The following is a 13,260-nucleotide window of genomic DNA, read 5'->3' as shown; positions in this document are numbered from 1 at the left end:
TGTTGCCCTGATATCGAATTTTATAGTGAGTCGGCATGACTGATACTGATAAAGAAGCAGAAAAACCGGCCATGTCCGGTGTCAAGATCTACTTTCGCCTGTTGCGCTATGTCAGGCCCTATATCGGCTATTTCAGCCTGAGTATCCTCGGTTATCTGATCTTCGCCTCGACCCAGCCGATGCTGGGTTACATTCTCAAATATTTCGTTGACGGGCTGACCAATCCGGAAGCGGTGCTGTTCCCGAACGTGAGCTGGCTGGCGGATTTGCGTCTGGTGCAGGCGGTGCCGTTGCTGATTGTGCTGATTGCCTTCTGGCAGGGTGTCGGCTCCTTCCTTGGCAACTTTTTCCTGGCCAAGACCTCGCTGGGGCTGGTGCACGATCTGCGTGTGCAATTGTTCAACAACCTGCTAACCCTGCCCAACAGCTATTTTGACCACCACAACTCCGGTCACCTGATTTCCCGCATCACCTACAACGTCACCATGGTCACCGGTGCCGCCACCGAGGCGATCAAGGTGGTGGTGCGTGAAGGCATGACGGTGGTGTTCCTGTTTGGCATGCTGCTGTGGATGAACTGGAAATTGACGCTGGTGATGGTGGCGATTTTGCCGGTGATTGCCCTGATGGTGGGCAGTGCCAGCAAGAAATTTCGCAAGCAGAGCAAGAAGATCCAGGTGGCGATGGGCGATGTCACCCATGTCGCGTCGGAGGCGATCCAGGGCCATCGCGTGGTGCGCAGCTTTGGTGGCGAAGCCTACGAGCAGGAGCGTTTTCTTGATGCCAGCGAGCAGAACACCAAGCGCCAGCTGAAAATGGTCAAGACCACCTCGGTGTATACGCCGTCGTTGCAGCTGGTGATCTATTCGGCGATGTCGGTGCTGCTGTTTCTGGTGCTGTGGTTGCGCGGTGATGCCTCGCCGGGCGATCTGGTGGCCTATATCACGCTGGCCGGCCTGTTGCCCAAACCGATTCGCCAGCTGTCGGAAGTCAGCTCGACCATTCAGCGCGGTGTGGCCGGAGCGGAAAGCATTTTCGAGCAGCTGGATGAAGCGCAGGAAGTGGATACAGGCACGCAGCAGCTGCAGCAGGTGCAGGGCCGGCTGGAGGTACGCAACCTGGGCTTTGTCTATCCGCAGACTGACAAGCGGGTGCTGGACAATATCAGCTTCGTTGCCGAGCCGGGCCAGATGGTGGCGCTGGTCGGCCGCTCGGGCAGTGGCAAGTCGACGCTGGCCAACCTGATTCCGCGTTTTTATGACCATAGCGAAGGCGAGATACTCATTGATGGCGTTGAAATCCGCCAGTTGCCTTTACAGAGCCTGCGCCGGCACATTGCGCTGGTAACCCAGCAGGTTTCGCTGTTCAACGATACCGTGTTCAACAACATCGCCTATGGCGATCTGGCCAGCAAGAGTGAAGATGAGGTGCGGGTTGCCGCCGAGGCCGCCTTTGCTGCCGAGTTCATCGAACGCATGCCCGACGGTTACCAGACGCTGGTTGGCGAGAACGGTGTGTTGCTGTCCGGTGGCCAGCGCCAGCGCCTGGCAATTGCCCGGGCACTGCTCAAGGATGCACCGCTGCTGATTCTGGACGAGGCCACCTCGGCGCTGGATACTGAATCAGAGCGGCACATTCAAGCTGCACTGGAGCATGCGGTACAGGGCCGGACCACGCTGGTGATTGCCCACCGCCTGAGCACCATCGAGCGGGCCGACCTGATTCTGGTGATGGACCAGGGCCGTATTGTCGAGCGTGGCAGCCATGCCCAGTTGCTGGCGGAAAACGGTTATTACGCCCGTCTGCATGCCACCCAGTTTGAAGAGCTGGCGGAGGAAGGCGATGAGTGAGCAGCGCTATCAGGTGGAAGACCTGCTGTATCTGATGGCCCGTCTGCGTGACCCGCAAAGCGGTTGCCCGTGGGATCTGCAGCAGGATTTTCACAGCATAGTGCCGCACACACTGGAAGAGGCCTACGAAGTGGCCGACGCCATCGAGCGCAAGGCCTGGGACGAGCTGCCCGGCGAGCTGGGCGACCTGCTGTTCCAGGTGGTGTATTACGCGCAGTTCGGCCAGGAGCAGGAACGCTTCGGGTTTGCCGATGTGGTGGATGGCATTGTGCGCAAGCTGGTGCGCCGGCATCCGCATGTGTTTCCCGGTGGTGATCTGCGTGCCAGCCATGACGGGCAGACAGTGGCCAGCGAGGAAGTGCCGGGGCAGTGGCAGGCGATCAAGGCACAGGAAAAACGCGAGCAGGGCAGGGATGATGCGGCTTCGGTTCTGGCTGATGTGCCGCTTAATCTGCCGGCCATGACCCGGGCGGTGAAATTGCAGAAGAAAGCCGCCCGCACCGGTTTTGACTGGGACGGCCCGGAGCCGGTGTTGGCGAAGATTCACGAGGAACTGGCCGAGGTGCATGAAGCGCTGGCCAGCGGCTCGCATCAGGCACTTGAACACGAAATTGGCGATCTGCTGTTTGCCGTGACCAATCTGGCCCGCCATGCCGGCATTGACCCGGAACAGGCGGTACGCGGGACCAATCAGCGTTTTTGTCAGCGCTTTGCGCATATCGAGCAGCAGGTGGCCGGCAGCGGCCGGCAGCTGGAAGATTGCAGCTTGCAGGAACTGGATGCCCTGTGGGATGAAGCCAAGCGCGTGTTGTCACGGGCTTGAACGGTAACCAGATGGCGTTTGCCGGATGTTTCCGGGTGCTGCCGCTGCGCAGCATAGTGGAAGTGGTTGCATGTTGTTTGCCAGGTTTTTGTATGAGTCCATGCGCCCTTGGGTGCGTGGTTGGAACAGTTGAAAGGAAGAGTGAAGATGAGTTTGTCCTTGCGTGACCAGCTGCTCAAAGCCGGGCTGGTCAATGAAAAACAGGCCAAACAGGCCGAGCGTCAGCAGAAGAAACAGCAGCGCATGGTCAAGAAGGGCCAGGCCGAGGAAGACCTGAGCACGCAGCAGGCTGCCGCGCAGGCGCTGGCCGAGAAAGCGAAAAAAGATCAGGAGCTGAACCGCGAACAGCAGGAAAAAGCGGATCGCAAGGCCCGTAATGCCCAGATCAAGCAGCTGGTCGAAAGCTGTCGTTTGCCCAAACTGGACACCGGGGATTATTACAACTTCGTTGACCAGAAAAAGGTCAAGCGCATCGCCGTCAATGACCTGATGCGCAACAAGCTCAGCAGCGGCAGCCTGGCGATTGTCGGCCATGCCGGTGGTTATGAGGTCATCCCGCGGGATGCAGCGCTGAAAATCCAGGAGCGGGATGCCCGGCGGATCGTGTTGCTCAATACGCAGACCGCTGCGCCGGACGAGGATGATCCCTACGCCGCCTACCAGGTGCCTGATGACCTGATGTGGTGAGGAGCAAGACAAAAGGGTCGATAAAGGGGTCAGGTACATTTAATCTCCGATTAAATGTACCTGACCCCTTTATCCTTTTCTCATTGCAAGTTGGCTTGGCATTTGCTTGAGTGTAGTCAGTTCCTTGAGGCATGTCATAATCATGGCGTCAAAAGGTTTGTAATCTTTGGCCGATACATGTGATGTGCAACACAGTTTTGAATCAATCTGCAACCGTTAGCAGTGGAGTCAACGGCATGAGCCCTACCAATCAGCCCCGGCAGCTGTCAGTACAAAGCAAGATCAACCTGGCGCTACTGGCCGTCTTTTTTGTCATTATGGCCGTCTCATTGGCGTTTTCCGTAATGGCCGAGCGCAAACTGGTGCTTGAGGTGGTCGAGCAGCAAACCAGGGACGCTGCCGACAGCTATTTTGACAGCATCAACACCATGATGCTGACCGGCACCATGGCCCAGCGTGGCGTGCTGCGCGAAAAAATCCTCGAGCGTCCCGGTGTGGTGGATGCCCGCATCATCCGCAACGAGGCGATTACCTCGGTATTTGGCCCGGGTTATGACCACCAGGCTCCGGCCGACGAGCTTGACCGTCGGGCCCTGCAGGATGAAGCCATTATCGAGATCGACAGCAGCAGCGGTCAGCGTATCCTCACCGTGATCAATCCGGTGCATGCCAGCCGCAACTATCGCGGAACTGACTGCCTGATGTGCCACATGGTGCCGGAAGATTCGGTGGTCGGGGCTGTGCGCATCAGCTATTCACTGGAAGAGCTGGACAAGCAGGTGCAACGCAATTTCTGGACGTCGGCGCTGATCCAGGCCGTGTTGCTGGTGCTGGGGCTGGCGGTGATCATTGCCATTGTCCGGCGTGTGGTGATCGGCCGGGTGCATGCCCTGCGCCGCACCATGGAAGACATGACCCGGGATGACGACCTGAGCCATACCGTCAGCATTGGTGCCAATGATGAAATCGGGGCCATGGGACATGCCTTCAACCAGATGATCACCAAGTTCCGTCATAGCCTGCAGGCAGTGGCCGATGTTACCGGGCGTCTGGGCCGGGTGACGGACGAGGTGTCCAGCGTGGCTGACAATACCCTGCAGCAGGTGATGCAACAGCGTACCGAAACCGACATGGTGGCTTCGGCGATGAACGAGATGAGCGCTACCGTGCAGGAGGTGGCGGGCAATGCGGCGCGTACCGCACAGGCTTCGCAGAACGCCGATGACGAGGCGCGGCAGGGTGTCAGCGTGGCCAGCGAGGCCAGCCAGGCGATTGGCCTGTTGATCGAGGAGATCGAGCAGGCGGCGCAGGTGGTTGGACGGGTGCAGGCCGACTCCTCCAGCATCAGCGAGGTGCTGGGTGTCATCACCGGCATTGCCGAACAGACCAACTTGCTGGCGTTGAACGCTGCCATCGAGGCGGCACGGGCTGGCGAACAGGGCCGGGGCTTTGCCGTGGTCGCCGACGAGGTGCGTACCCTGGCATCACGCACGCAGAATTCCACCGAAGAGATCCAGCAGATGATCCAGCGTCTGCATGCGGCGGTTGCCGATGCGGTCAAGGCAATGGAAGTTGCCCGTCAGCGGGCGGCGCACAGTGTGGGTCATGTAGAGAACGCGGCGCAGAGCCTGAACAGCATTGCTGCGGAAGTATCGGGCATCAATGACATGAACCTGCAGATTGCGGCAGCGGCAGAAGAGCAGAGTGCAGTGGCTGAAGAGATCAACCGCAACATCGCGACCATCAGCCAGATTGCCGACAACACCTCGCAGGGTGCCGCAGGCACGCATGAACAAAGCGAGGCACTGGTGGAGCTGGCGCTCGAGTTGCGCCGACTGGTCAGTCAGTTCAGACTGTAGGCCTGATCAACAGCCTGAAGGGGAACATGCAATGACCATTCTTCATACCGAGCTGACAGGCGGCACACAGCTGGCCCGGGGCACTCAGGAGTTCCATCTTGCCAAACCGGCAGGGTTCGAATTCTCGCCCGGCCAGTCGATTGACCTGAGCCTGACAGGGACCCCGGACGGCGCGCCCCTGCAGGATGTCATGCACACGTTTTCGCTGGTGAGTGCGCCGCACGAGGGCCAGCTGACGGTAGCAACACGCATGCGTGACAGTGCGTTCAAGAATGCCCTGGCGGACTTGCCGGTTGGTGCAACGCTGCAATTTGAAGGCCCTTTCGGCACTGCGCTGGTGCCGGATGATTCGGCGCGACCACTGGTGTTGATTGCCGGCGGCATTGGCATCACGCCCTTCATGAGCATTCTGCGCGATTCCGCATACAGGCAGCTGCAGCGCCCGTTGCGCCTGCTGTATTCAAACCGCCGGCCGGAAGACACCGCGTTTCTGGCTGAGCTGCAGCAACTGCAGCAGCAGTACCCGCCCTTCAGTCTGGTGGCCACCATGACCAATATGGATGATTCTGCCCTGAGCTGGGACGGTCCGACCGGCTACTTCGATGCCGCAGGTATTCGCCAGCATTGCCAGGACCTCGAACAGCCGCTGTTTTACCTGTCCGGGCCGCCGGCCATGGTGGAAGCCATGTATGACATTCTTGAGGATGCCGGCGTTGACGAGGATGACATCCACAGCGAGAGCTTTACCGGCTATTGAGTCCGTCAGGCGCATGGCTTCGCTGCCTGACGGGGGTACCGTCATGGAATCCTGTTTTATACGTTGACTGTGATGGCAAAAACAGGATGATTGCCATTTGCACCGGGCCGGTGAGCTGATCGCCGGCCCTCAACGTACCCGACAGGAGTGATCCATGCCGCACCATGCGCAAGACAATCTGACCGCCATGCAGGCCAAGGAACTGGCCCAGTACCTTGCTTTTGCCCCCATTGCCTTCCAGGCTGCCCGCAGCCTGTTGCGGCTGGGCATCCTCGAAGCGCTGGATGCCGCCGGCAAACAGGGGTGTGACGTGGCGGCACTCGCGCAGCAAACCGGTGTGGACGAATATGGCGTGCAGGTGCTGCTGGACATGGGCATGAGCAGTCGTCTGGTGATTTTTGACGGCAGCCTGTACCGGCTGGCCAAAACCGGCTATTTCCTGCTGCATGATGACATGACCCGGGTCAACATGGCCTTCACCGATGATGTGTGTTATCGCGCCATGGAGCATCTGGACGACGCCATCCGTGATGGGCGTCCGGCCGGCCTGAGCGAGCTGGGCGACTGGCCGACCATCTATCCGGCGCTGGCCGCATTGCCGGAACCGGCGCGCACCAGCTGGTTCGAGTTTGATCATTTCTATAGCGACCGCGCCTTTCCCGAACTGCTCAAACAGATATTCGGTGACAACGCCCCGCAGCATATTGTCGATGTTGGCGCCAATACCGGACGCTGGGCCAGCCAGTGCCTGAAGCATGACGCCAGCGTGCAAATGACCCTGGTCGACTTGCCGCAACAACTGCAGCTGGCCGGTGCCAGCATGGTGCAGCAGGGTTTTGCGCAACGGGTCAGCCTGCATCCGGCCAACATGCTGGAGCCGGATGTACGCTTGCCGCGCAGCGGCGACCTGTGGTGGATGAGCCAGTTCCTCGACTGTTTTTCGCCGGAGCAGGTCCTGCACATCCTGCGGGCGGCCCATGCCGCCATGCCGGATGATGCGCGGCTGTATATCCTCGAGCTGTTCTGGGACCGGCAACAGCATGCGGCGGCGAGTTACTCGCTGAATGCCACATCGCTCTATTTCACCTGTCTGGCCAATGGCAACAGCCGTTTCTACCGCAGTGATGAGCTGCTGCGGCTGGTGCACGAGGCAGGTTTTGTCCTGTTGTCCGAGGAGGATGACGTCGGTCTGGGCCATACGCTGTTCAGGCTGGCCAAGGCACCGGCAACTGTCGCATAAAGGATCGGCCCAACAGGAGCCGTTGTCCGGGGAATTTCATGATGATCAATTTCAGCAAAATGCGGTTTCTGGTGGTAGATGACTTTTCCGAGTTTCGCAGCTCCATTCGCGGCATTCTCGGGCTGCTGGCGGTTCAGAAGATCGATACCGCAGCCAATGGCGAAGATGTGCTGGAGCTGTGCCGGCGCAACCGTTACGACGTGATCCTGCATGACTACAACCTGGGGGACGGTGTCAGTGGCCAGCAGGTGCTGGAGCGCCTGCATGCGGAAAAACTGCTGTCGCCGCACTGCATTTTCATCATGGTCACGGCAGAAAACACCCAGGCCATGGTGCTGGCCGCCATCGAGTGCGAGCCGGATGACTATCTGAGCAAGCCGTTCAGCAAAGTGGCCCTGCAAACCCGGCTGGAGCGGCTGGTCCGGCGCAAGCAAGTGCTGGCGCCGGTGTTGAGCGCGCTGGAACGGGGCGATTGCCAGCAGGTTTTGCAGGCCTGCCAGACCATCGAGGAACAGGACTCGCGCCATGCCGTGTTGTGCCAGCGTTACAAGGCCGAGGCGCTCCGGCAACTGGGCCGCCATGGCGAGCTGGAGCAATTGCTGGAGCAGCAGGCACGCAGCCGGCCGGCCAGCTGGAACCTGCAGATGCTGGCCGGCCTCTGGCTGGAGCAAAACCGGCAGGAACGGCTTGGCCCCTTGCTGGATGCCGGCATGCGGCAGTTTCCGCTGATGCCGGAGCTGCACGATATTCGTGCCACACAGGCCGCACACGCCAACGACCTTGCCGTCATGGTGCAATCGCTGCAGCAGGCCGTAGCCTTGTCGCCCAATACCGTTCGCCGCCAGATCGCGCTGGCCCGGTATGCCTGGCTGGCCGGTCAGCCAGATGTGGCCGCACATGCCCTGCGCCAGTGCTGGGAGATCGGGCGTCACTCGATTGCCTTTGATGCCGAGCTGTTGTGGCAACTGGCGTCCATTCTGCTGGCCGGCAACAAGGGACGGGCTGCCGATGAGGCGCAAAACTGGTTGAAAATCCTGGAACAGAGCGACATGCAGACACCGGTGTTGCAGCCTGCCACGGCATTGTTGCGTCTGGCACAACAGCACATCCGGGGCCGGGCGGTGGATGCAGGGCAGCTGCACGATGTTGCGGACGAGCTGCGCACCCGCTTGCCGGGTTATGCGGCAATGACCCTGCTGCAGCTGGGCGACTGGCTGCAGCAGCTCGACCAAAGGCCGGCCGCGCTGGAATGCTGGCAGCACTGTGCGCAGCGTCACAGCGCGGTGACCGGTGTGCCGGAGCAACTGGCCGCACGCCTGCCGGACTACGACATCAGGGCCATGCAGCAGCCGGTGCGCCAGGGGCGGGAGGCGGTTGCCTTGCAACTGACCGGCCAGCCGGAGCAGGCCGCCGGGTTGTTTGCGCATGCGCTGCAGCAGGCTCCCGCGCTGATCGGGTTGAACATGGCTGCCGCCCGCCTGTATGCGGCACAGGCCGCCACAGACCACGACGGGCAGGCACGCACCTTGTTGCAGGCCTGTTTGCAGCGCATCGGCCAGCTTTCGCCGCTGGAGCCGGAAGCGCGAGAATTTTCCCGAATGACCAACCCGCTGGAGGTACGCCCATGGTGAAGCAGGTCGATTTTTCCACGCTGATGGCATCCAGCGTGCATGACATGAAAAACGTTATTGCTGCCGTCAGCCATGCGTACGAGAGCCTGGTGGCGCAGATGCCGGCCGAATTGCAGCAGTCTGCCGAAGTGCGCTTGATCGAGCGCGAGTCCCTGCGGCTGGATGCCATGCTGGTACAGCTGCTGGGCATGTACAAGTTTGAACATGGCCAGTTGCAGCTGCAGGGTGGCTACTGCCGTGTGGACGACCTGTTCGAGGATTTGCATAACCGCCACGCCGAGCTACTGGCCTATCGTCAGGTGGAGTTGCAGGTGGAACTGGACGATCCGGATCTGGAAGGCTTTTTTGACCGCAACCTGATTGCCACGGTGCTGGATAATGCGCTGGGCAATGCCCTGAATCATTGCCGTTCGGCCATCGGCCTGCATGCCGTTCTGGTGGACGGGGTCTTGCTGTTGAGCGTATGCGATGACGGTCCGGGCTACCCTGCCGGCATGACCGGACCGGTGCGTCGGCGCGAAGCCAGCGGCATCGACCGCGAAACCGGCAGCACCGGGCTCGGGCTGTACTTTGCCGCCAGCATTGTCGCCATGCATGACCAGCCATCTGCCGAAGCCAGCCTTGAGCTTCTCAATGGCGGCGCGTTGGGCGGGGCGTGCATGCGGGTCGGCTTGCCGTTGCCCAGCCTGTTTTAGCCTTGCCATGACCGCCCCGCCAGCATTATTCAGCACTTCCACGGTTTTTTGACGAATTGATGCTGGCGGCAAAGCGCGTTGGCCCGCATGCGCGGATGACCGGCCCTGCATTGGCCTGTGGCCGGCATGTTGCTACACTTCGCCGATCCCGTTTCCGGCCCGAGTAGATCCTGTGCGCCTCAAATGTATCCGCCTGTCCGGCTTCAAGTCCTTTGTTGACCCGACCACCGTCAGCTTTCCCGGCAACATGACGGCAGTGGTCGGGCCTAATGGCTGTGGCAAGTCCAACATCATTGATGCGGTGCGCTGGGTACTGGGCGAAAGCTCGGCGAAGAACCTGCGGGGCGAAGCGATGACGGATGTCATCTTCAACGGCTCAACCAGTCGCAAACCGGTGTCGCGGGCCAGCATCGAGCTGGTGTTCGACAATACCGAAGGCCGGATTCCCGGTGAATATGCCAGCTATGCGGAAATTTCCGTGCGTCGCCAGGTTACCCGGGAAGGGCAGAGCACCTATTACCTGAACGGCACCAAGTGCCGCCGCCGCGATATCACCGACCTGTTTCTGGGCACCGGGCTGGGTCCGCGCAGCTATGCCATCATTGAGCAGGGCATGATTTCCCGGCTGGTCGAGGCCAGGCCGGATGACCTGCGCATCTTCATCGAGGAAGCCGCTGGCATCTCCAAGTACAAGGAGCGTCGCCGCGAAACCGAGAACCGCATGCGCCGTACCCAGGACAACCTGGCACGGTTGAGCGACCTGCGCGAGGAGCTGGGCCGCCAGCTGGAGCGCCTGCAGCGCCAGGCGCAGGCGGCCGAACGCTATCAGCAGCTGCGCGAGCATGGCCAGCGCTTTGAAACCCAGCTGACCGCGATGCGCTGGCGTGCGCTGGACGAGCAGGCCTTGCAGTTGCAGCAGTTGCTGGATGAACGTGAAACCGCCCTGCAGGCGCAGATCAGCTTGCAATATCAGGCCGATGCACAGACCGAACAGCTACGCGACCAGCACCATGACCGTACCGAAAGCTTCAACCGGGTGCAGGCGCGCTTTTATCTGGTCGGTGCCGAGATTGCCCGTAGCGAGCAGGCCATCCAGCATGCACGCCAGCGCCTGCAACAGCTGCAGGATGACCTGCGCGATGCCGAACGTCAGCGTGAGGAAACCGAAAGCCAGCTGGCCGGGGACCGTGATCAGCTGGAGCAGCTTGAGTGTGAAGAGCAGATGTTGCTGGAAGAACTGGCGCAGGCCGGGGAACGGCACGAGCTGGCGCAGGCCGGACTGCTGCAGGCGGATGACGCCTGGCAGCAGTGGCAGGAGCAGTGGCAGGCTGCCAGTCTTGACGGCCAGCGGCCACGTGAAGAGTTGCAGCGGGTGCGCCTGCAGTTGCAACAGCTGGGCAACAGCGGCCAGCAGTTGCAGCAACGCATCCAGCGTCTGGACAGCGAGCAGGACAGCCTGCAGGCCGACATGGCAGATGCCGGCCTGCAGGTCATGGCGGAAGAGCAGGCGCTGCTGCAGGAGCAGGTACTGACGCTACAACTGCAGCAGGAAGAGCAACAGGAACGCTTGCATGCCCTGCAGCAGCAGGAACAGCAGCTGCAGCAGCAGCTCAACGAGCGGCGTTCGCGCCTGCACCAGTTGCAGGGCCAGTCAAGTGCCCTGCGCGCCTTGCAGGAGCAGACACTGCAACAGGATGACGACCTGTTGTCATGGTTGCAGGGGCAGGATCTGCGGCCCGCCGGCCGTGTGCTGGACGGTTTACAGGTGGAGCCGGGTTGGGAGCTGGCGGTGGAAACCGTGCTGGCTGGCGATCTGCAGGCGCTCTGTGTGGACAGCTGGCCGGAACACTGCAACGGGCTGCAGGAAGGCAACCTGCGGTTGGTCAGGGAAGGGGCGAGGCTGACGCCGGTGGCCGGCTCGTTACTGGAGAAGGTTCGTGCGTCCAGTCTCGACCTGTCGCCCTGGTTGGGGCAGGTCCGTCCGGTTGCCAGCCTGGCCGAAGCCTTGCAGCAATTGCCGCAACTGGCTGCCGGGCACAGCCTGGTTACCGCTGACGGCTGCTGGCTGAGCCAGAGTTTTTTCCGCCTGCAGCGCGGCGAACATCAGCAGCAGGGCCTGCTGCAACGGGCCCGGCTGCTGGAGCAACTGACTGCCGAACAGGAGTTGCTGGAGCAAGAGCTGGAACAACAGGAGCAGCATTTGCAGCGGTGCAGCGAAGAGCGTGGCCGCCTGCAGCAGGAGTCCCGGCAATTGCGCGAGCGGGAGCAACAGGATGGTGCCGAACTGGCCCGCCTGCAAAGCCGGCTGGCGGCCGGCCAGGCCCGCAGCGAACAGCTGCAACAGCGGCTGGCGCAGGCGCGTGATGAGTTGCAGGAGTTGCGCGAGCAGCAGCAACAGGAGCAGGAGCGCCAGGCCGAATTGCAGCTGCAGCAGGAACAGGCCGAAGAGGCGGTGCGGCTGGCCGAAGCCGGCAGCGAGCAGCTGCAACAGCGCCAGGCCGGTTTGCGCCAGCAGCATGAGCAGGCTCGCCAGCTGGCCGGGCAACAGCAGCAGCGCTGGCAGGAGCTGCAGTTGCAGCACGGCAAGCTGGTTACCCGGCGGCAGGCCACCATGCAGGCGCTAGAGCGCCTGCAGCAACAGATCGAGCGGGCCATGCAGCGCCAGGAGCAGCTGGCGCTGGGGCTGGCCGATGGCGAGTCACCGGTGGAGTTGCTGCAGGCGAAGCTGGAAGAGCAGCTGCAGCAGCGCTTGCAGGTTGACGATGAGTTGCGTGGCGAACGGCTGGCGCTGGAAGAGCTGGATGACCGGCTGCGCCAGATGGACCGGCAGCGGCATGAGGCCAGCCAGCAGGCAGAGCAGATCCGCGCCGATGCCGACCAGCTGCGTTTGAACTGGCATACCCTGAAGGTGCAGCGTGATGCACTGGACGAACAACTGCGCGAGGCCGGCGATAGCGTACAGGACGTGCTGCTCGGGTTGCCGGCGGATGCCGGTATTGACGACTGGCAGCGGCAACTGGAACAGCTCGGTAGCCAGATCCAGCGACTGGGTGCCATCAACCTGGCGGCCATTGAAGAATATCGCCAGCAGTCTGAGCGTAAAACCTTTCTTGATGCACAGAATGACGATCTCGAAGAAGCACTGGCCACGCTGGAAAATGTCATCCGCAAGATCGATCGCGAAACCCGCCAGCGTTTCAAGGATACCTTCGAGCAGATCAACAGTGGCCTGCAGACACTGTTTCCCAAGGTGTTTGGCGGCGGGCTGGCCTGGCTCGAACTGACCGGTGACGACCTGCTGGATACCGGTGTGGCGATCATGGCGCGTCCGCCCGGCAAGAAAAACAGCACCATTCACTTGCTGTCCGGGGGCGAGAAGGCGCTGACCGCACTGGCGCTGGTGTTTGCCATTTTCCAGCTCAATCCGGCACCGTTCTGCATGCTGGATGAAGTGGATGCACCGCTGGATGACGCCAACGTCGGCCGCTACGCGCGACTGGTCAAGGAAATGTCGGAGCAGGTGCAGTTCATCTACATCACCCACAACAAGATCGCGATGGAAATGGCGGAGCAAATGCTGGGTGTGACCATGCAGGAACCGGGCTGCTCGCGGCTGGTATCAGTCAACCTGGAAGAGGCGGTCGCGCTGGCGGAACAATAGACGTTGGGCAAACAGGGGTGTCAATGTCCTGCCGGACTTTGTTAAAATGGCGACTTT

At 61.3% G+C, this 13,260-nt stretch carries 9 protein-coding genes; all 9 read left to right on the top strand.

Annotation, left to right across the window (positions count from 1 at the left end; translation table 11 throughout):
• Positions 1 to 71: 71 nt before the first annotated feature.
• The 9 genes from msbA (at position 72) to smc (ending at position 13,203) form a co-directional block, all read left to right on the top strand.
• The gene (gene msbA, locus AR306_RS09705; RefSeq protein WP_407071212.1) at positions 72 to 1,850 is read left to right on the top strand and encodes a lipid A export permease/ATP-binding protein MsbA; all 1,779 of its coding nucleotides are present in this window, start codon (positions 72 to 74) and stop codon (positions 1,848 to 1,850) included.
• On the top strand, positions 1,843 to 2,673 hold the full coding sequence (gene mazG / locus AR306_RS09700; protein ID WP_101497383.1) for a nucleoside triphosphate pyrophosphohydrolase: 831 nt from the start codon (positions 1,843 to 1,845) through the stop codon (positions 2,671 to 2,673). The genes msbA and mazG overlap by 8 nt, the downstream gene beginning before the upstream one ends.
• A 147-nt stretch (positions 2,674 to 2,820) precedes the next feature.
• Positions 2,821 to 3,360, top strand: a complete 540-nt coding sequence (locus AR306_RS09695; protein WP_101497382.1) for a DUF2058 domain-containing protein — start codon at positions 2,821 to 2,823, stop codon at positions 3,358 to 3,360.
• 236 nt (positions 3,361 to 3,596) lie between these two features.
• The gene (locus AR306_RS09690; RefSeq protein ID WP_101497381.1) at positions 3,597 to 5,219 is read left to right on the top strand and encodes a methyl-accepting chemotaxis protein; all 1,623 of its coding nucleotides are present in this window, start codon (positions 3,597 to 3,599) and stop codon (positions 5,217 to 5,219) included.
• Between the two features lie 31 nt (positions 5,220 to 5,250).
• Complete coding sequence (locus AR306_RS09685; RefSeq protein ID WP_101497380.1) at positions 5,251 to 5,976, top strand: ferredoxin--NADP reductase; 726 nt, start codon at positions 5,251 to 5,253, stop codon at positions 5,974 to 5,976.
• 154 nt (positions 5,977 to 6,130) lie between these two features.
• Positions 6,131 to 7,216 carry a methyltransferase gene (locus AR306_RS09680; RefSeq protein WP_101497379.1) on the top strand — a complete coding sequence of 362 codons (1,086 nt, stop codon included), beginning with the start codon at positions 6,131 to 6,133 and terminating at the stop codon, positions 7,214 to 7,216.
• A 38-nt stretch (positions 7,217 to 7,254) separates the two neighbouring features.
• Positions 7,255 to 8,847, top strand: a complete 1,593-nt coding sequence (locus AR306_RS09675) for a response regulator (RefSeq protein WP_101497378.1) — start codon at positions 7,255 to 7,257, stop codon at positions 8,845 to 8,847.
• Positions 8,841 to 9,542 carry a sensor histidine kinase gene (locus AR306_RS09670; RefSeq protein ID WP_101497377.1) on the top strand — a complete coding sequence of 234 codons (702 nt, stop codon included), beginning with the start codon at positions 8,841 to 8,843 and terminating at the stop codon, positions 9,540 to 9,542. The genes AR306_RS09675 and AR306_RS09670 overlap by 7 nt, the downstream gene beginning before the upstream one ends.
• A gap of 172 nt (positions 9,543 to 9,714) precedes the next feature.
• Positions 9,715 to 13,203 carry a chromosome segregation protein SMC gene (gene smc, locus AR306_RS09665; RefSeq protein WP_101497376.1) on the top strand — a complete coding sequence of 1,163 codons (3,489 nt, stop codon included), beginning with the start codon at positions 9,715 to 9,717 and terminating at the stop codon, positions 13,201 to 13,203.
• Positions 13,204 to 13,260: the final 57 nt, after the last annotated feature.

Source organism: Thiopseudomonas denitrificans (assembly GCF_002866065.1).
In the GTDB taxonomy this organism is placed as follows: domain Bacteria; phylum Pseudomonadota; class Gammaproteobacteria; order Pseudomonadales; family Pseudomonadaceae; genus Thiopseudomonas; species Thiopseudomonas denitrificans.
This window is presented reverse-complemented; position numbering and strand designations above follow the sequence as displayed.